This is a genomic window from [Clostridium] aminophilum DSM 10710 (assembly GCF_000711825.1).
In the GTDB taxonomy this organism is placed as follows: Bacteria; Bacillota; Clostridia; order Lachnospirales; family Lachnospiraceae; genus Clostridium_R; species Clostridium_R aminophilum.
Genome location: NZ_JONJ01000001.1, coordinates 343,392 through 365,418 on the forward strand (window position 1 = coordinate 343,392; position 22,027 = coordinate 365,418).

General features: G+C 52.0%; 18 protein-coding genes. 4 read left to right on the plus strand and 14 right to left on the minus strand.

The window, feature by feature from the left end; all coding sequences use genetic code 11:
• Nucleotides 1–104: 104 nt before the first annotated feature.
• The 8 genes from BR86_RS14955 to BR86_RS0101560 all read right to left on the minus strand — a co-directional run bounded on the left by BR86_RS14955 (nucleotide 105) and on the right by BR86_RS0101560 (nucleotide 9,959).
• The gene (locus BR86_RS14955) at nucleotides 105–632 is read right to left on the minus strand and encodes a Fe-S-containing protein (RefSeq protein ID WP_051684504.1); all 528 of its coding nucleotides are present in this window, start codon (nucleotides 630–632) and stop codon (nucleotides 105–107) included.
• A gap of 105 nt (nucleotides 633–737) precedes the next feature.
• Nucleotides 738–2,084, minus strand: coding sequence for an urease accessory protein UreH domain-containing protein (locus BR86_RS0101525; RefSeq protein WP_031471252.1), 1,347 nt, complete (start codon nucleotides 2,082–2,084; stop codon nucleotides 738–740).
• 255 nt (nucleotides 2,085–2,339) lie between these two features.
• On the minus strand, nucleotides 2,340–4,076 hold the full coding sequence (locus BR86_RS0101530; protein ID WP_031471253.1) for a phospho-sugar mutase: 1,737 nt from the start codon (nucleotides 4,074–4,076) through the stop codon (nucleotides 2,340–2,342).
• Nucleotides 4,077–4,364: 288 nt separating this feature from the next.
• Complete coding sequence (locus BR86_RS0101535) at nucleotides 4,365–5,699, minus strand: CCA tRNA nucleotidyltransferase (protein WP_031471254.1); 1,335 nt, start codon at nucleotides 5,697–5,699, stop codon at nucleotides 4,365–4,367.
• A gap of 179 nt (nucleotides 5,700–5,878) precedes the next feature.
• Complete coding sequence (locus BR86_RS0101540) at nucleotides 5,879–6,547, minus strand: phosphoribosylanthranilate isomerase (RefSeq protein ID WP_031471255.1); 669 nt, start codon at nucleotides 6,545–6,547, stop codon at nucleotides 5,879–5,881.
• A 165-nt stretch (nucleotides 6,548–6,712) separates the two neighbouring features.
• On the minus strand, nucleotides 6,713–8,146 hold the full coding sequence (gene proS, locus BR86_RS0101545) for a proline--tRNA ligase (protein WP_031471256.1): 1,434 nt from the start codon (nucleotides 8,144–8,146) through the stop codon (nucleotides 6,713–6,715).
• 312 nt (nucleotides 8,147–8,458) lie between these two features.
• The gene (locus BR86_RS0101555) at nucleotides 8,459–9,112 is read right to left on the minus strand and encodes an NUDIX hydrolase (RefSeq protein ID WP_038287430.1); all 654 of its coding nucleotides are present in this window, start codon (nucleotides 9,110–9,112) and stop codon (nucleotides 8,459–8,461) included.
• Between the two features lie 127 nt (nucleotides 9,113–9,239).
• Entirely contained in the window at nucleotides 9,240–9,959 is a 720-nt protein-coding gene (locus BR86_RS0101560; RefSeq protein WP_031471258.1) for an RluA family pseudouridine synthase, read from the minus strand.
• Between the two features lie 274 nt (nucleotides 9,960–10,233).
• Here BR86_RS0101560 and trhA point away from each other — a divergent pair, with 274 nt between their 5' ends.
• Entirely contained in the window at nucleotides 10,234–10,896 is a 663-nt protein-coding gene (trhA, locus tag BR86_RS0101565) for a PAQR family membrane homeostasis protein TrhA (RefSeq protein ID WP_031471259.1), read from the plus strand.
• Here trhA and BR86_RS0101570 read toward each other — a convergent pair.
• The 4 genes from BR86_RS0101570 to BR86_RS0101590 form a co-directional block, all read right to left on the minus strand.
• Nucleotides 10,884–11,294, minus strand: coding sequence for a BRO-N domain-containing protein (locus BR86_RS0101570; protein ID WP_330372071.1), 411 nt, complete (start codon nucleotides 11,292–11,294; stop codon nucleotides 10,884–10,886). The genes trhA and BR86_RS0101570 overlap by 13 nt on opposite strands.
• Nucleotides 11,278–11,508 (minus strand): helix-turn-helix domain-containing protein, encoded by a 231-nt coding sequence (locus BR86_RS0101575; protein WP_038287432.1) that lies wholly within the window; start codon nucleotides 11,506–11,508, stop codon nucleotides 11,278–11,280. The genes BR86_RS0101570 and BR86_RS0101575 overlap by 17 nt, the downstream gene beginning before the upstream one ends.
• A 279-nt stretch (nucleotides 11,509–11,787) precedes the next feature.
• On the minus strand, nucleotides 11,788–12,876 hold the full coding sequence (locus BR86_RS0101580) for a 3'-5' exoribonuclease YhaM family protein (RefSeq protein WP_075034389.1): 1,089 nt from the start codon (nucleotides 12,874–12,876) through the stop codon (nucleotides 11,788–11,790).
• Nucleotides 12,877–13,101: 225 nt separating this feature from the next.
• The gene (locus BR86_RS0101590) at nucleotides 13,102–14,478 is read right to left on the minus strand and encodes a S1C family serine protease (protein ID WP_031471263.1); all 1,377 of its coding nucleotides are present in this window, start codon (nucleotides 14,476–14,478) and stop codon (nucleotides 13,102–13,104) included.
• Between the two features lie 221 nt (nucleotides 14,479–14,699).
• Between BR86_RS0101590 and BR86_RS0101595 the strand changes: the two genes are divergently transcribed.
• From BR86_RS0101595 to BR86_RS0101605, 3 genes are read left to right on the plus strand one after another with little or no spacing between them, the layout of a single operon-like run.
• Complete coding sequence (locus BR86_RS0101595; protein WP_031471264.1) at nucleotides 14,700–17,126, plus strand: endonuclease MutS2; 2,427 nt, start codon at nucleotides 14,700–14,702, stop codon at nucleotides 17,124–17,126.
• Nucleotides 17,127–17,148: 22 nt separating this feature from the next.
• The gene (locus BR86_RS0101600; RefSeq protein ID WP_031471265.1) at nucleotides 17,149–17,862 is read left to right on the plus strand and encodes a response regulator transcription factor; all 714 of its coding nucleotides are present in this window, start codon (nucleotides 17,149–17,151) and stop codon (nucleotides 17,860–17,862) included.
• A gap of 50 nt (nucleotides 17,863–17,912) precedes the next feature.
• Entirely contained in the window at nucleotides 17,913–19,328 is a 1,416-nt protein-coding gene (locus BR86_RS0101605; RefSeq protein WP_031471266.1) for a sensor histidine kinase, read from the plus strand.
• A gap of 232 nt (nucleotides 19,329–19,560) precedes the next feature.
• On the opposite strand, the gene rpiB is transcribed toward BR86_RS0101605, so the two are convergent.
• A complete protein-coding gene (gene rpiB / locus BR86_RS0101610; RefSeq protein WP_031471267.1) occupies nucleotides 19,561–20,004 on the minus strand; it encodes a ribose 5-phosphate isomerase B in 444 nt (147 codons plus the stop codon).
• 287 nt (nucleotides 20,005–20,291) lie between these two features.
• Nucleotides 20,292–21,968, minus strand: coding sequence for a formate--tetrahydrofolate ligase (locus BR86_RS0101615; protein WP_031471268.1), 1,677 nt, complete (start codon nucleotides 21,966–21,968; stop codon nucleotides 20,292–20,294).
• Nucleotides 21,969–22,027: the final 59 nt, after the last annotated feature.

Here is a 22,027-nt window from a genome sequence, read left to right on the forward strand (position 1 = left end):
AAATCTATTGTTTGGTCGCAGAGACAGTATAATACCCTCAATCGCATACTATTTCAATAGGTTTTGATTTAAAAAAATTTATGCTTTCCGATACGTTTTTCCTTTTATTCCGTAGGCCCTTTCCAAGAAAGAAATTTTTCCGCATACCTGTTCAGATCCGTCTTTTTAACAGCAAGATGATCTCCCGTGGTTTCATACGCAATATTCATAGGGTTGCATCCCCCGGATAGACTCCCGACGCTATCCATCGTAAAGGTATTTCCGCAATTCTGACATACCAGTCTTCCATTTTTCTCTTTAAAGTATGCCCTTGGGGAAGGATTGCAGGATTGACAGGTATTCAGTGATAATCGATAGGAATCGTCTGATGCTTTTACTGCAATCATCTGAACGGTAGTTCCGCCAGCATCATAGTTCACGTATTTTGGATGCGCTGTTAGTATCGAAGTATCAACCAATACCGTTCCATCATCTGACAGATCCGGGGTAATAAACTCCGGGATACTGTTCTGTTCCGCCTGAAGATCCCCCGTTTTGATCGCCGCGCTGTTCGTGCTCACCGCTCCGCAACCAGTTGCTGCAATGCCGGCAGTTACCAGCATAAGCGCCGTAAATATTTTTCCTTTTTTCATAATTTTGTCCTCCAGGCTCAAGCAGACAAGCTTGCTTGTCTATTTGAGCCGTCAATCAAAGTTTGAAAGTTTACTTTCAAACTTATTCACCTCTTTATCAAATCTTTATTCTTTAATTACATTTATTTGCCCATTAATCATTCCCATCCAGCAGGTATATGGAATGGTTCCGGGATTCAATGGCATAAACTCGATGATATTTTCTCCGGGAGTAAAATCATGAGAAATACCGTATTCGCTCAGAATCATTCTGTAATTGCAACCATTGATTACCTCTTCGGAAACAGAGATCACCCACTTTACCGGGATGCCGCTATATACGGTTATTTCAGGATATCCCCCAAAATCGAGATCACTGTAAACGATCTGCTCATCTCCTTTTTCGGAAATAACAGCTACGTTTTTTATATTTCCGGACGTTTCCGCAAATGATCCTACAATGATGGAATTGATCCCAGCAAGACTTCCTCCCTGTGTAAACATCGCCAGTCCCAGGACCACAACCAACACGGCGCCGGTGTTCATCACGATCTTTGAATGTCGTTTGCCGATAGTTGATATAAATGATCCTAATCCAAGCATTAAGGGAACGGTCCCAAGGCTAAACATCAGCATGGACATTGCCCCCGCCACCGGATTTCCGGTTCCAAGCGCAACTATCTGCATCGACTGCATAGGTCCACATGGCATAAATCCGTTTAAGAGTCCTATAAAAAAGGACCCGTTGGCCTTTTGCCTGATCCGGCCGATCCTTAATCCCGCCGTGACAGGAAGACGGATCTGAAATCTTCGAAATCCGGGAATAACATCAAGCATACGGATTCCCATCACAGCCATGAAAGCTCCGGCAATCAGTTTCAGGATTCCCTGCAACAGAACCGGTATTCCCGTACCCGTTCCGCCCGTTGCGAGCATTCCGACGAACCCTAAAACACCCCCGATCGCAGTGTACGATGTTATGCGGCCTGCATTGTACAATAACGATCCCAAGATCATTTTGGAGGAGTCCGTGTTCCGTATGCTTTGCGCCAGATTTATTCCTCCACACATCGCAACACAATGAATCGAAGTCAGCATACCCACTACAAAGAGCATCCCGTACCCCATCTCCGAATCTGCCAGCCTTGAAGGCACAAACATATTAAGCATTCCGGATTGCTGAAGCAAAACATATAGTATTCCAATGGTTGCCAGTATTCCGGCATTCCGCAGAATAACTGTTTTTTTCTCTTTCTTATGATGTATTACGCTGTAACCAAGTTCTTCGATAATTCTTTCTATTTTGCTTAAGTTTATTATCTGAGGCCGGTAACATATTTCCGCTTCACCATGCCGGAATGAGACATGAGCTTCCATGATTCCATCCGTCTTAATTAGCGTTTGCTCAATTCGTTTTTGACAATTGGTGCAGGTCATCCCATCAATGGTCAAAACCTTTCGTCGATTGGTCATTTTTGATTCCTAATTATTTTTGCAATTCCACTTCTTCGTTCTAAATACCCCGTAGGGGTATTTTATTTCAATCACTATATACCCTATCGGGGTATATGTCAATTGGATTTTACAAATTTCTATTTTGCATGGTTAAACATAACCAAAATAAGACTCAAACCTCCAATACAGGAAGTTTGAGTCTTTTCTCATCATTTATTCATTTTTCAGGCATTCCATCTTTATGCCGGCATTTTTGTCTCAATCCATCCCGGATCAGTCGATGGCTTTCACGATCTTCTCGCAGGCTGCGCCGAGACTCTTTGACTTCTCTGCCGCATCTTCGAGAGATGCTCCCTTTACGCCGTAATAGAACTTGATCTTCGGCTCGGTTCCGGACGGTCTGACGCAAACCCATGCGTTATTCTCCAGATCGTAATAGAGAACGTTGGACTTCGGAAGGCCGGTGGGCTTGACTTCTCCGGTCGCGGTGTCGCGAATCGTGTCGAGCTGATAGTCTCTTGCGGAGAGGACCTTAAAGCCGTCAAACTCTGCCGGAGCAGCGCCGCGGAGCGTATCCATGATGCGCTTCATCTTAGCCTGTCCTTCAATTCCCTCAAACTCCAGCGATACGACCGCATCGGTGTAATAACCGTACTTCTCATACATATCCAGCATCGCATCCCACAGCGTCTTGCCCTGCTTCTTATAATATGCCGCTGCCTCACAGAGAGCCGCTACTGCGGATACCGCATCCTTATCGCGGGCATACGGTCCGATCAGGCAGCCGTAACTCTCTTCCATGCCGAACATATAGTGGCCGTCTCCGGTTGTCTCCTCCTTCAGGATCTGCTTTCCGATCCACTTAAAACCGGTCAGGCACTCGATCAGACGGCAGCCGTAATTCTTTGCAACCGCATCGACCAGATTCGTGGTAACGATGGATTTCACCACCTCACCGTCTGCCGGAATGAGTCCCTTCTCCTTCTTCTGGCTCAGCACATACTCACAGATGAGGGAGCCGGACATGTTGCCGGTCAAAGCGTGATACTCGCCGGTCTTCGCGTCTTTTACGTAAACACCGAGACGGTCCGCATCCGGATCGGTTGCCAGAACCAGATCCGCATTTTTCTCTTCCGCCAGTTTCAGTGCCAGTGTAAACGCCTCTCTGCTCTCCGGGTTCGGATACGGAGTGGTCGGGAAATCGCCGTCCGGATTCTCCTGCTCCGGTACAACGTAGAGATTCTTAAATCCAAGTTCTGTGATCACACGGCGAACCGGAATGTTGCCGGTTCCGTTGAACGGTGTGTACACAATGCTGATCTGATCCGCCATCTCGCGGATGACATCCATGTTGGCAACCTGGTCTTCCACACAGGCAATGTACTTGTCGTCCATCTCTTTGCCGAGGATGATGTAAAGGCCTTTTGCCTTCGCCTCGTCCGCGCTCATGGTCTTGACGGAAGAGAGATCTTCGATTCCAAGAACTTCTTTCGTCACACCCTCGTCGTGCGGCGGTGTGAACTGCGCGCCGTCTTCCCAGTAAACCTTATATCCGTTGTATTTTCCCGGATTGTGGCTGGCGGTAATGTTGATGCCGGCAATGCAGCCCAGCTCGCGGACCGCAAAGGAAAGCTCCGGTGTCGGGCGAAGGGATTCAAAGCGGTACGCCTTGATGCCGTTCGCCGCCAGCGTTCTGGCGCACTCATCCGAAAATTCCGGGGACATATGGCGGGAATCATATGCGATTGCAACGCCCTTATCCTGTCCGCCCTGGGAAATGATGTAATTCGCCAGTCCCTGTGTCGCTCTGCGGACGGTATATACATTCATGCGGTTGATGCCCGCGCCGAGGATTCCGCGAAGTCCGGCGGTGCCGAATTCCAGGTCTTTATAGAATCTCTCCTCGATCTCCTTCGGATCATCAGCAATGGCCTTCAGCTCTTCCTTGGTTTTCTCATCAAAATAAGGGTTGTCCAGCCACTCCTGATAGATCTTCATGTAATCTTTCATAATTCCTGCTGTCCTCCTACAATATTGTCTTTCACTTACCGGTTTCGCGGCTTCACTAATCTGCCAAAGCCTGCGGAAACCCCTCAAATCGTATGACTATATTATATTTATTTTGTGAGTTTTATTCAATACTTGACACGTGTGCGGAATTTCGGACAGTCCCCTTGAATAAAGTCCGCGGAGCTCCGTAAGGTGACATCTCCCTTTCAACGGCATGCGCATCCTCGCGGAGCGCTTCTGCGTCATAGAAAAAATCGGGGAACATTCCTACTGACACAAAAACAGCCGTCACTCTGCCGTTTCATCATCCAGCATTCTCAGAAGCTTCTCTTTTTCATTCTCCGCCGGATCCCGCAGAACTTTCTCAAACATTTCCGCCAGAATCCGGCCCAGCTCCGGCCCCGGCTTTACACCCTTTTGGATCAGGTCCTGACCGGTCACAGCCATCGTCTTTAAGGAGACGCAGTCCCCTCTCTTCCGGATCTTATCCACAAGAGCCGCCGCGTCATCCACCATTTTCCCCCGATCCGGGTCCAGCGTGTGGATAAGAAGAAACAGACGGTCGAGAAGCTCCGGCGAAATCTCACTCATGAACTTCCGTGCAAGGTACTCTTTCTCCTTCGATTCCGCCATATTCTTATGTTCCGCCTGACTCACGAAATCGGTGTCCCAGTCAAAACGGTCAGTGAAATGTCCCACCAGTGTCTTTACACTGCGGATGGTGTCATTGTCCAGCTTCATCTCACGGAGAATCTGAACCGCGGTTTTGTCCTCCAGTTCTGCAAGAAGAGCCGCCCAGCGCACCGCTTTTTCCTGCGGGAGCGCGGCTGCCCGCTCAAGACGTGCGTAAAGAGATCGAACCATGCTTTTTCCGGAAACTGCGGTATTTCCGCCATGTCCCGTGCCCGTGAAATTGCTTTCCTCTTCAAAAATACGGCCAAACGTCTTTGAAATGAATGGCGTCATTCCCGTCTTCTCCACCAGCATCACCCGTTCCGGATGCGCGGAGAGAAGTGTTTTCGTCAATTCCACCTGAATCCGCTCCGCGCTGACATTTTTCAGATTCGGCGCAATCACCGAGAGCGCGTTCCACGTCTCTTCCTCAATCTCAAATCCGAGCTGTGCGGAGAAACGCACGGCACGGAGAATGCGGAGAGCGTCCTCCGTAAACCGCTCCATCGCATTGCCCACGCATCGGATCACATGGTTCTTTAGATCGTCCATTCCGCCGAACTCGTCGACGATTCCGGTCTCCTCGCTGTAGGCCATCGCGTTGATGGTGAAATCGCGGCGGCGAAGATCCTCCTTCAAATCGGACGTAAACTCCACGCTGTCCGGATGTCTTCCGTCCGCATAGGTTCCGTCGATCCGGTAGGTCGTGATCTCGTAACCGACATGATTTTTCATCACGGTCACGGTTCCGTGCTGGAGCCCGGTGTCAATGGTCTTCGGGAAGATTCTCTTCGTTTCCTCCGGTTTGGCGCTTGTTGTGATGTCCCAGTCGTTCGGCTCTTTTCCGAGAAGCGCGTCCCGGACGCAGCCGCCCACCGCGTAGGCCTCAAAGCCGGCCGACCGCATTTTTCCAAGAATCCATGCGACATCCGCCGGTATCTGTATCTTAATCATCTGTGATGTGTTTCTCCTGTTTCTTCTAAAATCTAAGACTCATAAAACCGTGACGTATCCTTTACGAACCAACGATTTGAAATATGCTCCGCGATACTGAAAAGTCTTCTATGATTCAGTTTATCATAGAAGGTCTTATCACGTCACTCGCACGTCAGGCAACCGTCATGGATTTCTTAAGTTCTCCTATAATCCATCTCTGCTCGTTTTGCATTGGTGATAAAGCCATATACTTTATCCCAATTCTTATTTCCGTCTGTTTCCACGCCGGAGTTTACGTCAACCGCATAAGGTCTCACCTTCATAACCGCGTCATAAACATTCTGATCCGTAAGACCGCCGGCTAGCATAACCGGGATATTCATTTCATCCACAATTTCCCTGCTGATATTCCAATCGTGAACCTTGCCGGTTCCGCCCAGTCTCTCCGCCGTCCTTGAGTCAAGCAAAAGGGCATCTGCCACCTTTTCAAAAGAATGTGCCATCGCTATGGTTCCGGTTCTATCCCCGTCGATAACGTGAACCGCCTTGATCATCTTAACCGTAGGCAGTTCTTTTTTGCAGACCGCTACCTCTTCCGGGCTGATATAATCATGAATCTGGAGTGTTGTCACCCCGAGGAATCTGCACAGATCGATAATCTTTTTCACGTCCTGAAGATGGGTAACCGCCACGGTTGAAACAAAAGGCGGTATTTTATCGATGATTCTTTTCGCATCCTCCACCTCGATTTTGTCCTCGGCAAGATGCGTTATTCCAACCAGAAATCCCAATGCATCCGCGCCGCAGTCAAGTGCAATTTTCGCATTATCCCAGGTATTTATTCCGCAAATCTTTGCTCTCATTGTGATTCCTCCCGCTTACCGGACAAACTGAAAAAACAATGTATATTATACAAATATAGCACAAAAATCGGCATAGCCGGATACTTCCAGCTATGCCGATTCTGTTCCGTACAAATATTCCTGTCAGAGAAATGCTAATAGAATCGCAGTTATCGTAATCTATTATTAGTACGCCTTGCCCCAGTAAACCATCTTCACTGCCGGCTTACCGCAGACAACGCAGGTATCCGCGATCTTCTCCTGCGCGAACGGCATACAGCGGCTGGTTACGCCCGGCTCTTCCTTCAGCTTGTCCTCGCACTCGCGGCATCCGCACCACATCGCACGGATGAAGCCCGGCTTGTTGTCGGCGATTTCCTTCATTTCCTCGAAGCTGTGCGCGTCGTAGGTCATTTCCCTCTGACGCTCCAGCGCTCTGTTGAAGAGATCCTTCTGGATGGTTTCCAGCATCTCGGCAACCTTTGCCTCCAGCTCGTCCATGGAAACGGTGATCTTCTCGTGAGTGTCACGGCGAACCAGAACTGCCTGACCGTTCTCGCAGTCTCTCGGTCCGATCTCGACTCTCAGCGGAATTCCGCGCATCTCACAGTCTGCGAACTTGTAGCCCGGGCTGCGGTCGGAATCATCCACTTTCACGCGGAAATTGGAAAGAACTTCCTCGATCTTCTTCATGCCTTCCTGAACTTCCGGATTGGTCTGGCGGATCGGAACCACCATAACCTGAATCGGAGCTACCTTCGGCGGAAGGATCAGTCCGTCGTTGTCGCCGTGAACCATGATGATCGCGCCGATCAGACGGGTGGTCATGCCCCAGGAAGTCTGGTGAACATATTTCAGCTTGTTGTCCTTATCCAGATACTGGATGCCGAATGCCTTCGCAAAGCCATCGCCGAAGTTATGGGATGTTCCGCACTGAAGCGCTTTACCGTCGTGCATCAGCGCCTCAATGGTGTAGGTCGCCTCTGCGCCGGCAAATTTCTCCTTCTCGGTCTTCTGACCGCGGACAACCGGGATCGCAAGGTAATCCTCTGCGAAATCCGCATACAGATTCAGCATCTGCTCGGTTCTCTCCTCTGCCTGCTCTGCGGTTGCGTGAGCGGTGTGGCCCTCCTGCCATAAGAACTCTCTGGTTCTCAGGAACGGTCTTGTGGTCTTCTCCCAGCGGACTACGGAGCACCACTGATTGTATACTTTCGGAAGATCACGGTAAGACTGAACATCCTTCTTGTAGAAATCACAGAACAGTGTCTCCGAAGTCGGTCTTACACACATTCTCTCCTCGAGACGGTCAAGTCCGCCGTGTGTAACCCATGCAACCTCCGGTGCAAATCCCTCAACGTGGTCCTTCTCTTTCTGAAGAAGGCTCTCCGGGATCATGCACGGCATGTACACGTTCTGAACTCCGGTCTTCTTAAATCTGCGATCCAGCTCTCCCTGAATGCTCTCCCAGATCGCATAGCCGTACGGCTTGATTGCCATGAATCCCTTAACGCTGGTGTACTCGGTCAGCTCCGCCTTGCGGACAACGTCGGTATACCACTGCGCAAAGTCAACATCCATGGATGTTACTGCTTCTACAAGTTTCTTGTCGTTAGCCATGATAATTTTCCTTCCTGTGAAAACCGCCCGGTGCACCATGCACTGTGCGTTTTTATCATATGTATTTCTGCTGCCGCCAATGCCGCATACCGCGGACAGACAGCATTTTGAGTTTACGCCGCAAGGCCCGTTTTGTCAATGATTATGCGGGTTTTCGCTTTTTTTCTTCCGTCATCCGGCGCCGGTTCTGACATCGTTTGCCAGTTTCTTTTTCTGCCGGCCAGCGCCGGTTCTGACGCCGATTACGGTTCCTCTTCCGCCAGTCCCTCGCCGGTTTCATTGATCAAAAAAACAGCAGGGAGAATCCGGAGGTCATTGATTCGCCCCCGGGATCTCCGAATGACATCTCTTTAAAAATGCCCGCAGCATATGCGCGGTGAACCCCCAGATATCGTAAATCCTTCCATCCTTCTCCCAACGGTAGAACCAGATTGTCCGGCGGCTCGAACGCCACGGATAATTCCTTCCGCCCGGGATGCGGTCATACGGAAAACCTTCTGACGGAATCGTTGTCTGCTCCACATCCGCGCCGAGGGGCTCCTGCGCCAGAAGCCAGGACAGCGGCACGCGGAACACCTCTCCGACTTCATCTCCGGAAAATGTCCCCTCATAGTCATCGATCACCGCAAGGAAGGAGAAAATGTCGTCCCCCGAGATGGTCACCATCTCATTCAGCGGTGCGATCACCCGGATCTGTTCGCGGCGCACGAGAAGTTCTTCCATCGTCTCCCGGACCGCGGCCTCCTCCGGAGTCTCTCCCGGCTCCATCGCACCGCCCGGAAAGCAGATCTCACCCGGCTGGCGGTCCAGATCCTCCGCCCTTTTTTCAAACAGCACGTCGTAATCTTCTCCGTTCTTTACCAGCGCAATCATGACCGCCGCATTGTGAATGCCGCCCCGGCCGAGCAGAACCGGTTCTTTTCCTGCCCAGGCCGACCGCATATGTTCAGTGATATCGTTTGTCATTTTCATCCTCCTGTAAGACACGAAACCGTCTTCCCCTTACCAACTGGCGTTTTTTCTGTCTGTTTCCTCTTTTTCTCCAGTATTTCCTGAAAAGGATCCGGAAGACCTGCCCGCTTATTATCTAAAATCAGTCTTTCTCCCGAAACAGCCGGAACACCTCTGCCTCCGGCTTCATGGAAAATGTCATCTGCTCTCCGGTCACCGGGTGCCGGAAGGACAGCTGCACGGAACAGAGTGCGGGATTCACGCCGCGTTTGTCCTGAAATGCGGGATTGTATTTCACATCTCCCCAGAGCGGCAGATTCCGGGATGCACACTGCACCCGGATCTGATGGTGCCGGCCGGTCAAAAGCTCGATCTCAAGAAGCGTAAGTTCCCGTCCGGATTCTTCCACTGCTGAACCCAGTACCTTATAATTCAGCACCGCTTTTTTCGCTTCTTCCACAGACTTATCCACAACGGATGTGGTATTGTTTTTTCCGTTTTTCAACAGATAATCCACCCACTGCCCATGATTATCCACAGGTTTTCCACACACCACCGCATGATAGATCTTGCGAACCTCCCCCTTCTGAACCGCAGCACTCAAAACCGCTGCAGCCTTCTTCGTCTTTGCGTACACCATCACGCCGCTGACCTGCCGGTCCAGACGGTGGATAACTCCCACATAGGGCGGTGTCCGGCGTGTGGACGGAGTGGTTGATAATTGTGTGGATAACATCCGGTGATTTCGGATCAGGCTGACCATATCCTGTGCAAAACCTCTGGCCTCCTGTGATTCCACGCCGGCCGGCTTTTGAACCACAATGATATCCTCATCCTCATAAAAAATTTTAAGTTTTATCATCAAATCTCCTTGTATTCCTGTTTCGAATGAGATATAGTGTTCATACAAGTAGTTTTAATAACTACATGGTATTGTTATCAAGTCCATATTTTTGTATGTGGACTGACGGCAGATCCAACCGCACGTTTATCTGTCCTCTTAATTATAAACACAACATCCAATGCATTTCCGATGAAGCCATATACACCGATGATCCTGACGGCTATGGAACAACATCCGGCATGTTCGAAATGCATGGTTTTATTCACGCACATTGCGCGGAAAGGAGTCCTCCATGCTGACTGATCTTCTGAAAAAAGTCAAAAATCCCGGCAGTGCCGCTACACACGGCATTGCCATGATCGGTTCCGCGATCGCTGCAGTTCCGCTGCTCACAAAAGCGGCGCGGGATCCCGGTTCCGTCCGGATGCCGGCGCTCGCGGTCTTCATCATCAGTATGATCCTTCTGTACGCTGCCAGCACCATTTATCACACCTTTGATATCTCTCCGAAGGTAAACCGGATGCTGAGGCGTCTCGATCACACCATGATTTATGTTCTGATCGCCGGAAGCTACACACCGGTCTGCATGGTTGTTCTGGGTGACGCATCGGGCATCCGTCTGCTGGAACTCGTATGGGGAATCGCCGCGGCCGGCATCCTCGTGAGCATCCTCTGGATCAACTGCCCGAAATGGTTTTCGTCCATCATTTATATCGCCATGGGCTGGGTATGCATTACCGCCTTCCATGAGATCGTGACGGCGCTTCAGCCGGCCGCCTTCGGCTGGCTCTTAGCCGGCGGCCTGATCTACACCATCGGCGGTGTCATCTACGCCCTGAAACTTCCGATCTTTGACGCAAAGCACAAAAACTTCGGTCTGCACGAGATCTTCCATCTGTTTGTGATGGGCGGAAGCGCCTGCCACTTCATCATGATGTATCTCTATGTGGCGTAGGTTTCAAGCGCACGTTCTATCGTTAGTTCTGGATCTATAACCTCTTCCATCCTCTCTCGTCCGACCTGCGCCAGCCATAGTTTAAATGGTTCTGCTTTTTTGGATGGAATTGACTGAATGATACGGAGTAGTTGCTCTGTATCAGCAACATCTGTATTGTATCTTTTTCCATCTTTAGGTGACTTCATTTTCAGTTGGTGACAATTTGTCACCAACTGACTCCCTTCTTCTTTTAATCGTTGTTTAAGCTTGTTCCAATACTTTCTTCCGTCAGCACTCTCCGTAAGAATCTGAACCACATCCACAATTGAAAAATACCACTCTTCTTCATCTTCAACCCACGCTGTTCTGATTGGCTGGTCTTCAAATAATTGAACTTTATCATTTATTGTCTGCACATGTCTTCCCCCCTGTCATTTTCTCCTCATTATCCCTTTTTTCCTCGAGCAGCATAATGTACGCCATCATTCTGATCAAATACTCCGGCGGTGAGCTGATTCCCTGTTCCCACTGCTGAAGAGTTCTTACAGGGATCCCAAATTTAGCGGAGAATTTGCTTTGTGATAATCCTGTTTTCTTGCGTAATTCTTTTATCTTGTCAGAAATATTCATAGTTACATCTCCCATCGGGCTATACCTTACCAAAGTATAATGTTCTGTTATATACGTTGTCAACGTATGTTTTTCATAGATCTTCGATTCATCGGCGTGCGCATCCTCGCGGAGCATTTTTGTGTCCTAGGAAAAGTCGAAGGACTTTCCTAGGACACAAAAAATTGCAGATAACCCAACGGATTATCTGCAATATATTCTCACACTTTGCACTTTACGAACGGGACATCACGAATGTATCATTCCCGCTCTATCGCTCAATTCAACTCCATTTCTCGCTCAGTTCTCAAACTTGAATCCGCTCAGATCCAGCGTATTGGAAAAATGTTCCCTTCCGCCGTTTCCTCTCTCCTGGCTGCGGCCGATATGCGCCCCGAAATCATCTTTCGATGCGGCCGCCTGCGCCGGTCCCTCGTTGCCGGTTGTCCGGCGGATGTTGCTGTCCAGGAAGCGGTTGAATCCGAGCCATCCGTCCTTGTTCATACCGGTTCCGCCGTTGTTCAGCGCCTCCGTCATGGTCTCCATCTTTGCGTCGGTGTTGTCCGCAAGGTTCAGCGCCAGTGCCTCCAGAAGCGCCGGCTTCTTCGGAGATCCGTATTCCAGTTCACCATGATGCGCCAGAATGCAGTGTTCCAGCTCCGTCGCGAGTTTCTTCGGGAATCCCTCAATCTCGCGGATCCGGTCGCGGATCATCATCGTGCCGATGACGATGTGTCCAAGAAGCTGTCCGTCATCCGTGTAATCATTCTCCGGGAAATCCGAGAGCTCATTCACTTTGCCGATATCGTGGAAAAGCGCCGCCGTAATCAGAAGATCGCGGTTGATCAGCGGATATGCCTTAGCGTAAAACTCGCAGAGTTTCATCACACCGAGAGTGTGCTCCATCAGACCGCCGACAAAGCCGTGGTGAACGCTCTTTGCCGCTGAGTGATAACAGAACTTCTTCAGAAATACCTTGTCGTCCACATAATAGCTCGTGCAGAGTTTTTTGAGATACGGATCGCTGATGGAAAGCACCATCGCCTTGATCTCCTGATACATGGCCTTCAGGTCCTTGGTGGATACCGGAAGATAATCTCCCTGCTCGTATTCATTGCTCTCCGCCCGGCGGATCCGTCGGATGTTCAGCTGATTGTTTCCCTGGAATACGGTGACATCACCTTCCACATAGACATAATCCAGATTGTCAAAATCGGTCACGCCCGGGGATGCCAGATCCCAGATCTTCGCGTCGATGGTACCGCTCTTATCCTGCAGAACGACGGTTGCATACTCTTTTCCGTTTTTTGATACCGCGATCGTTCTGCGCTTGCACAGGTACACGTCCGCTACTCTGCATCCCTCGGTAAACTGTCCGATATACTTCATGTTCTTAATTCCTTCCCTATGACGGCACCGCTTTCCCCGCGTGCCGCAAATCTTCCACAACGGACGCCGCAGTCCGTTCCGTGTTCATCCTGATCTTTCAGAATGTATTTTCCCCGCCGTTCCCTCCGAACCGGCAGAATTTCCATGTATCTTTTCCCGCAGGCAGAATCCGCAGACAGGCGTCATTCTCCGCCATCAGTCCATTCCCGGCAGTATTTTTCCGGTTCAGCGCTCGCCGATCGTTACTTTGAAGCTGAGTTTTGAATATCCCTCTCTGCCCGGCCGCATTGCCGTGATCGTCATTTCCGATCCGGGTTCGGTCCGGGACAAAGTGTCCTGCAGGTCTGTCCGACGGGCAATAATCTTTTTCCCTGCGCCGACGATGACATCTCCGCTCTGGATTCCCGCCGCGTAGGCCGGACTTCCGTTGACAACTTCCGTGATGTAGACACCTTCCGGCGCTCCGTTATCCTGCATCATTTCCGTCACGTTCTGATAATACGCGCCAAACCACGGAACACGGCTTCCGTTCGACATCCTTTCGAGAGTCTGCTTGTACTCGGAGATTCCGCAGAAGACACTTCCGTTTTCTCCGTCCCTCGGTCCCTGAAGCGGACTGCTGAAGCCGATCAGTTTTCCTTCACGGTTGATCAGAAAAGTTCCCTTATCGTAATTGCAGCTGCAGGAGGAGTGCATTGCCCGGATCGTTCCGTCCGGAATGATCACACTGTCCTCCGTCAGCGCCACCGAACCATAGTCCACCGCATGAACCCGGCCGATCGGTGCGCCTGCCGCAACGACCATATCGCCTTTCTGCACGGCATACGAATTCCCCGGTTCCAGCACCTTCAGTGTGCCGACAGTCTGTGACCGGAGGGCGGACGGATCAATCGAGATGACCGCCATCTCCAGCAGCGCGTCCTTCCCTTTCAGCGTGGCCTGCGCACTGTCACCGGTACCAAATGTTACCGTGACGGATGACGTATTTTTCACGGCGTCCAGATCCGTCAGGATCAGAATCTCCCGGTCGGTCTTTGCAATGATCGCGCCCGCATAGGCTTTTTCAATCGAAACCGGATTGCCAAAGATATCATTTGTCGCGTCAACCGGGCTGACCGTAACGATTCCCGCATCCGCATCGCGCGCTGCAGTCCGCATCACTTCCTCGACCGCGAGGGCATAATCGCTCGAACTGCGGTATTTCTCCACCGCCTTCGCTGCCGCCTCATCAATCTTCTCCTGCTGTGCCTGTTCCGCCGATTCCTGCGCGGCCTGCGCCGCAGCATCCGATTCAGACGGGTTCTCCTCTCCGGAGATGCTTTCTCCTGATATATTCCCTTCACCCGGATGATCTTCCGAAAACGCAATCGGCGTCTTTTTCTCATGACTGCCGAGCTTTGACTCCACAACCGGTTTGACGGCACACAGAGCAATCGCAGCGGACACGCCGAACAGAACGCCGAATCCCGCATCGATCAGACAACGCTTTGCCACCTGACGTTTGGTCAGAGGCGGCCTGACGATCTTTTCTCTGATAAAATCCGTGTCTTCTCTGCTGTCGAAACCTTCGTTGTCGCTTCCCGTGGAATGTAAATCTGCCATAGATTGTTCTCCTTCTGCCGGTGAGCATACATAGTGATATTATACGGTCTCATGTAAAAATTTACAATATGCCCCACAGGTCTGCCCCGTAGGTTGGCCCGTAGGGACGGAGTCATCGGTACCCTTGAATATCCCCCGTCTCTCGCTTATAATTATTCTGATATTTTATGCTCTCATGAAAACAAAGTCTTATTTCATTGATTCACAAAGGATTACCATATATGAATGCTAAAGTACTGAGAACCCTTGAATTTCTCAAAATCCGTGACCGTCTGACCGGCTTTGCCACCTGCGACCTCGGCCGGAGTCTGTGCCGGAATCTCGTGCCGTCCATCGACCCGGACACCATCCGCGCCGATCAGACCCATACCTCCGACGCCGTCGACCGCATCCGCATGAAGGGCGGCCTGAATTTCTCCGGAACCCGCGATCTCCGCGGTTCCATGAAGCGTCTGGACATCGGCGGCGCCCTCGGCATCCCGGAGATTCTTGCGGTCGGTTCCGTCCTGAACGTCGCCAAAAGAGCCATCGCCTACGGTTATCACGAGCCGAGCGAAGAGATTCCGGACGACTCGCTGGACGATCTGTTCCGCCGGCTTGATCCCTGCACTTCTCTTGCCGCCGAGATCAGCCGTTGCATCCTCTCCGAAGACGAAGTGGCCGATGACGCGAGCCCGGGCCTTGCCAAAGTCCGCAGGGAAATGCGGCAGATCGAGGGAAAAGTCCACTCGCAGTTAAACCAGATCCTGAACGCAAGCCGCGCCTATCTTCAGGACGGCATCATCACCACCCGTGACGGACGTTACTGTCTTCCGGTCCGCGCCGAGTACAAGGCGCAGGTGCCGGGCATGGTGCATGACCAGTCCTCCACCGGTTCCACCCTCTTCATCGAGCCGATGGCGGTGATCAAGCTGAACAACGAGCTTCGCGAGCTGGAAGGACAGGAAAAACGGGAGATCGAGTTTGTTCTCGCCGCGATTTCCGGCGATATCGTCCCGTACTCCGACACCATTCTGGAGGACCAGAACATCCTGGCGGAACTGGATTTCATTTTCGCCAAAGCAGAGCTTTCCCGCTCCTACAAGGGAACCGAGCCCAAGTTCAACACCGAGCACTACATCTCGATCAAGGACGGCCGCCATCCCCTTCTGGATCCGGAAAAAGTTGTCCCGACGACCATCTGGCTGGGAAAAGACTTCAACCTTCTGATCGTCACCGGCCCGAACACCGGCGGTAAGACCGTATCGCTCAAAACCGTCGGCCTCTTCACGCTGATGGGGCAGGCCGGCCTCCACATTCCGGCGTTCGAGGGTTCGGAGCTCAGCGTATTTACCGAAGTCTTCGCGGACATCGGCGATGAGCAGTCCATCGAGCAGAACCTGAGTACCTTCTCGTCGCACATGAAGACCATCGTTGAGATCCTTGCGAAAGCGGATTCCAATTCCCTCTGTCTCTTCGATGAGCTGGGAGCCGGAACCGATCCGACCGAAGGCGCCGCTCTCGCCATGTCCATCCTGAACTTCCTGCATAATATGCAATGCCGGACAATGGCGACCACCCATTACAGCGAACTCAAAGTCTACGCTCTTCAGACTGAAGGAGTGGAAAATGCGTCCTGCGAGTTCAACGTCGAAACCCTTCAGCCGACCTACCGCCTGCTGATCGGAATTCCGGGAAAATCGAACGCATTTGCCATCTCGCAGAAGCTCGGTCTTCCGGATTACATCATCGATGACGCGAAAAAACGGATCCGCGAAGAGGACGAATCCTTCGAAGATGTCATCGCCCAGCTCGAACATAACCGCATCATCATCGAGAACGAAAAAGCGGAGATTCAGAGCTACAAGGCACAGATCGAAGCCATGAAACAGGAGCTTGAGAGCCGCCGTCAGAAGTTCGACGAGCAGCGTGAAAAGATCCTTTCACGGGCCGAAAATGAAGCACAGCGCATCCTTCAGGATGCCAAGGATACCGCCGATTCTTCCATCCGCAGCATCAACCGGCTGGCAAAGGAATCCGGTGTGAACAAACAGCTTGAGGCCGAACGCGCCAAACTCCGCGGAAAGCTCGACGACGTCGGCAAAAAGATAGAGAAAAAGAAAAAGTCCATTCCGCACAAGACCGTGGAAGCGCAGTCCCTGCGCCTTGGCGACACCGTAAAGGTTGTCTCCATGAATCTGACCGGAACCGTCGACACGCTTCCGGACGCGAAGGGCAACCTCTTCGTGCAGATGGGAATTCTCCGCTCCTCGGTCAACATCCGCGATCTCGAGCCGGTTTCCTCCGGATCGGGCATCTCGGCGCCGGGATACATTCCGTCAAATCTCTCGCGCAAACAGCAGAAGCGCCAGGGCATCGGAACCGGCGGAAAGGGCAGCATCGGCATGTCGAAGTCACTCTCCGTCTCATCGGAGGTAAAACTCATCGGCATGACCACCGATGAAGCCGTTCCGGCGATGGAAAAATACCTCGACGACGCCTACATTGCCCACCTGAAGACAGTCCGCGTCATTCACGGCCGCGGAACAGGTGCGCTCCGTCAGGCGATCCACGCAAGACTCCGCCGGATCAGCTACGTCAAGGAATTCCGTGACGGAAACTATAACGAGGGCGGAAACGGGGCAACCATCGTCACATTCAAAGATTAAAGGGAATGAAGGGGAGAATGTTATGGAAAAGCAACGAATTCTGATCGTTGATGATGACAACAACATCGCGGAACTGATCTCTCTGTATCTCATGAAGGAACAGTACGAGACCAAAATCGTCAATGACGGCGAGGCCGCGCTCCGGGAATACCCGGAATTCGATCCGGCCCTGATCGTTCTGGATCTCATGCTTCCGGGAATCGACGGATATCAGGTGTGCCGCGCCATTCAGGCGCAGTCTCCGCGGATTCCGATCATCATCCTCTCGGCCAAAGGCGAGGTGTTCGACAAAGTCCTCGCCCTTGAGCTCGGTGCCGACGACTACATGGTGAAGCCCTTTGAGACCAAGGAACTGGTGGCCCGCATCAAGGCGATCCTCCGCCGGGCCCGCATCAGCAGTGAGCCGGCCGCCGCACCGGAACCGGTAAAGAACGGAAAATACGTGGAGTATCCCAATCTCGAAGTCAATCTGACCAACTACTCCGTCGTCTGCGACGGAGCGTCGGTGGATATGCCGCCGAAAGAACTGGAGCTTCTGTATTTCCTGTGTTCTTCCCCGAACCAGGTGTTTACCCGCGAGCAGCTTCTCGACCATATCTGGGGATACGGATATGCGGGAGACACCCGCACCGTGGACGTTCATATCAAACGCCTGCGGGAAAAGATCAAGGATCACCGGGAATGGGCCATCGTCACCGTATGGGGTGTCGGATATAAATTCGAGACACGCGTATAAGAGCATGCGTCGGATGACCGTGCCTTCGCGAAACACAAGAGGAACCTGCGATGTTTCACTCACTCTACAGCAAATTATTCTGGGGCTATCTCATCTTCGCCGTGATGGGTTTTCTCACGATTGCGACTTTCTCGGCGGGGATCACGCACCGGTACATGGTCAAAAGCTCCGCCGACAGCATTTACCGCGAGGCGACCATGATCGCGGACAACCTCAGCAACACCTACCGCGGAAAAGTTCTCAATCCGGCGGACACATATCCGCGGCTTGAGGCGTCCGCAGCGCTTCACCAGTCCGAAGTCTGGATCATCGACCGGAATGGAAGGATCACCGCCGACAGCGGAAGAAAACGCGAAGGAACGACGATTTCTGCCTTTGATCCGACCACCAAAGGCAGCAACATCTACAGCGTCGGGGATTTCTACGGCACCTTTCCCTATGAGGTTCTCTCCGTCGCGGCCCCGATCACCGGCAATATGCAGACCTTCGGCTACGTCGTCATCCATGTGCCGATGAACGACATCCTCTACCGGGAAAACCAGTACATGGCCATCGTCTACATCACCGGCGTTGTACTCTTTCTTCTGTCCTTCGTCCTGCTGTTCATCGTCTCGCGCTACGTTGTCCGTCCGCTCCATCAGATCACGGATGCGGCAAAGCAATACGCGGCCGGTGATCTCCGGGTCAATATTCCGGTCAAGAGCCGGGACGAGGTCGGCTATCTTGCCGATACGCTGAATATGATGTCGGATCAGATTGCGGATGTGGAGGATTATCAGAAGAAATTCATCGCCAACGTCTCTCACGATTTCCGTTCGCCGCTCACGTCGATCAAGGGATATCTGGAAGCAATCCTCGACGGCACGATCCCGCCGGAACTCCATGAAAAATATCTGACGCTGATCATCAATGAGACCAAGCGTCTGACCAAGCTGACGGAAGGTATGCTGACGCTGAACTCGCTGGACAGCAAGAACTGCCTCAACCGGTCGAATTTTGACATCAACCGGACGATCAAGGACACGGCGGCCTCTTTTGAGGGAACCTGCCGCGGCAAGGGAATCACCTTTGATCTCACCTTTGGCACCGAGCTTGAGATGGTCAATGCGGACCTCGGCAAGATCCAGCAGGTTCTCTACAATCTCATCGACAACGCCATCAAGTTCAGTCACGACAATTCCGTGATCGAGATCGCCGTCGCCGAGCGAAATGAAAAATACTTCATCTCCGTCAAAGACAGCGGCATCGGCATCCCGAAAAAGAGTCTTTCCCGGATCTGGGAGCGGTTTTATAAATCCGATCTCTCCCGCGGCAAGGACAAAAAAGGAACCGGCCTCGGTCTCTCCATCGTCAAAGAGATCATCCAGTCCCACGGGGAAAATATCGACGTCGTCAGCACCGAGGGCGTCGGAACGGAGTTTACCTTCAGCCTTCCGAAAGCAAAGATGCCGGGGAAGAATGCGTGAGATGAGCGCATCCCCGCTCTTCGTGACGGATAATCTATAAAACGTGACGAATATTCTATAAATTGAAACAACGAATAAAGGGGAGAAAACCGCTTTCACTGCGGATTTCCTCCCCTTTTCTTGTTTCATATTTACACAGGCAACGGGCGTTCCCATTACCATGCTTGTATTTTTTTAGTTATTGTAATTATTTCGATCTTTTTATCTATCGCAATAATTGAGTCTTTTGCTATCAGCCTCTCTTCTCGATATCCATGATCAGGTCAACTCGTCTCTGATGACGGCCGCCCTCGAACTCACTGTTCAGGAAGCTGTCCACGATCATCTTCGCGAGATCCAGACCTACCACACGCGCACCGAAGCAGAGCACGTTGCAGTTGTTGTGACGGCGGGACATCTGAGCGGTGTACGGCTCGCTGCATACGCAGGCACGGATTCCCTTAACCTTATTGCAGGCAAGAGAGATGCCGAGTCCCGTACCGCAGATCGCGATACCGAAATCCGCCTCACCGTTTACAACGGCGCGGGCTACTTTCTCACCGTAGATCGGATAGTCGATGCTCTCTGTCGTATCTGTTCCGACATTGAGAACCTCATATCCCTTCTCCTTCAGATAATCCGAAATCTGGTTCTTCAGTTCCACTGCTGCGTGATCGTTTCCGATTACAATCTTCATTCTGATCTCCTCTTGCCATTCGGCGGCGTTTCGATTCCTGTTTTCTCCGGCACCATTTGAACAGCATCCTGCAATCTGTTTTTTCATAAAAAGCCGGCGGACCCTCCAAAAAAGCAGTCCACCGACTATTATAACGGTTTTTCGGAATTAGGAAACCCCCGGATTTAAGGGAACCGCTGATTCATGTGTTTGCCGGCCGGATTTTCGCTGCGAAGCAGCAATTTTCTTTGAAAAACTGTGCCATCTGCCGGAGGCTCCCGGAAAATACCGGTATACTCAGTGTTTCCTTAGAAAAGGCCGGTGATCACGCCGTCCGCGTCGACGTCGATCTTCTCTGCCGCCGGCACTTTCGGAAGTCCCGGCATCGTCATGATATCACCGGTCAGCGCAACCAGGAAACCGGCGCCGGCGGATACTTTGACATTGCGGATCGTCACACGGAAGCCCTTCGGCGCGCCGAGAAGATTCTGATTGTCCGAGAAGCTGTACTGTGTCTTTGCCATACAGATCGGCATCTTGTCAAAGCCCAGCTCCGTCAGTATCCTGATCTGCTTCTTCGCCTCGGCGGTAAAATCCGCCCCGTCCGCATGATAGATCCGGGTGCAGATGGCATTGATCTTCTTCTCGATGGAGTCGTTCACATCGTAAGCAAAGGTAAAATGATGATTCTCCGGTTCCTCGCAGAGACGGATCACCTCTTTTGCCAGATCCTTACCGCCTTCGCCGCCTTTCGCCCACACATCGGAGAGAACAACATTGACGTCCAGCTCTCTGCACTTGTCCTCCACCAGGCGGATCTCCGCCTCCGTATCCGTCGGGAACCGGTTGATGGCAACCACACACGGAAGTCCGTAAACATCGCGCATATTGCCCACATGCTGCAGAAGATTCGGAAGACCGGCTTCCAGCGCCTGAAGGTTCTCATTTCCAAGCTCTGCCTTTGCAACGCCGCCGTGATGCTTCAGCGCGCGAACAGTTGCGACAACCACAACCGCGTCCGGTACAAGACCGGTCATGCGGCATTTGATATCCAGAAATTTCTCCGCGCCGAGATCCGCGCCGAAGCCTGCCTCGGTCACCACATAATCGTTCAGATGAAGCGCCATCTTCGTCGCAAGAACGGAGTTGCATCCGTGAGCAATATTCGCAAACGGGCCGCCGTGGATAAATGCCGGCGTATGCTCCAGAGTCTGTACCAGATTCGGCTTGAGCGCATCCTTTAAGAGTGCTGCCATCGCGCCCGCCGCCTTCAGATCGCCGGCGGTCACCGGCTGATTGTCATAATTGTAGCCCACAATGATCCGGGACAGTCTCTCCTTCAGATCCGTGAGGTCGGTTGCCAGACAGAATACCGCCATGATCTCGCTGGCTACGGTGATATCGAAGCCGTCCTGGCGGGTCACGCCGTCTACGCGGCGGCCCATGCCGTCGACTACATTTCTCAGCTGACGGTCATTCATATCCACGCAGCGTCTCCATGTAATCCGCTTTGGATCGATGTTCAGGGCATTTCCCTGATATATATGGTTGTCCAGCATGGCAGCGAGAAGATTGTTTGCCGCGCCGATGGCATGAAAGTCACCGGTAAAGTGAAGGTTGATGTCCTCCATCGGAATAACCTGCGCGTAACCGCCGCCGGCCGCTCCCCCCTTCACGCCGAAGACCGGGCCAAGGCTCGGCTCGCGGAGCGCCGCGGCAGCTCTCTTGCCAAGCTTATGAAGTCCGTCCGCGAGTCCCACCGATGTGGTGGTCTTTCCCTCGCCGGCCGGAGTCGGGTTGATCGCAGTAACCAGGATGAGCTTCCCGTTTTTGCGGTCCGGATCCTCTTTCAGAAGATTGTAGCTGATCTTCGCCTTGTCGTTTCCGTACTGCTCGATGTATTTCGGGTCAATGTTCTCCGCCTTTGCAATCTCTAAAATATTCAGCGGCTGTGCTTCCTGTGCAATCTGGATATCTGTTTTCATGGTTTCCAATCCTTCCTGTATACTGCGTTTTTCTGTTGCATGGTGTGGCCGGGCTGATG

Bases quoted from the DNA above. Each gene is read 5' to 3' on its own strand.
- BR86_RS14955 (WP_051684504.1), bottom strand. From the start codon at position 632: ATGAAAAAAGGAAAAATATTTACGGCGCTTATGCTGGTAACTGCCGGC.
- BR86_RS0101525 (WP_031471252.1), bottom strand. From the start codon at position 2,084: ATGACCAATCGACGAAAGGTTTTGACCATTGATGGGATGACCTGCACC.
- BR86_RS0101530 (WP_031471253.1), bottom strand. From the start codon at position 4,076: ATGAAAGATTACATGAAGATCTATCAGGAGTGGCTGGACAACCCTTAT.
- BR86_RS0101540 (WP_031471255.1), bottom strand. From the start codon at position 6,547: ATGAGAGCAAAGATTTGCGGAATAAATACCTGGGATAATGCGAAAATT.
- proS (WP_031471256.1), bottom strand. From the start codon at position 8,146: ATGGCTAACGACAAGAAACTTGTAGAAGCAGTAACATCCATGGATGTT.
- BR86_RS0101555 (WP_038287430.1), bottom strand. From the start codon at position 9,112: ATGACAAACGATATCACTGAACATATGCGGTCGGCCTGGGCAGGAAAA.
- BR86_RS0101560 (WP_031471258.1), bottom strand. From the start codon at position 9,959: ATGATAAAACTTAAAATTTTTTATGAGGATGAGGATATCATTGTGGTT.
- trhA (WP_031471259.1), top strand. From the start codon at position 10,234: ATGCTGACTGATCTTCTGAAAAAAGTCAAAAATCCCGGCAGTGCCGCT.
- BR86_RS0101575 (WP_038287432.1), bottom strand. From the start codon at position 11,508: ATGAATATTTCTGACAAGATAAAAGAATTACGCAAGAAAACAGGATTA.
- BR86_RS0101580 (WP_075034389.1), bottom strand. From the start codon at position 12,876: ATGAAGTATATCGGACAGTTTACCGAGGGATGCAGAGTAGCGGACGTG.
- BR86_RS0101590 (WP_031471263.1), bottom strand. From the start codon at position 14,478: ATGGCAGATTTACATTCCACGGGAAGCGACAACGAAGGTTTCGACAGC.
- BR86_RS0101595 (WP_031471264.1), top strand. From the start codon at position 14,700: ATGAATGCTAAAGTACTGAGAACCCTTGAATTTCTCAAAATCCGTGAC.
- BR86_RS0101600 (WP_031471265.1), top strand. From the start codon at position 17,149: ATGGAAAAGCAACGAATTCTGATCGTTGATGATGACAACAACATCGCG.
- BR86_RS0101605 (WP_031471266.1), top strand. From the start codon at position 17,913: ATGTTTCACTCACTCTACAGCAAATTATTCTGGGGCTATCTCATCTTC.
- rpiB (WP_031471267.1), bottom strand. From the start codon at position 20,004: ATGAAGATTGTAATCGGAAACGATCACGCAGCAGTGGAACTGAAGAAC.
- BR86_RS0101615 (WP_031471268.1), bottom strand. From the start codon at position 21,968: ATGAAAACAGATATCCAGATTGCACAGGAAGCACAGCCGCTGAATATT.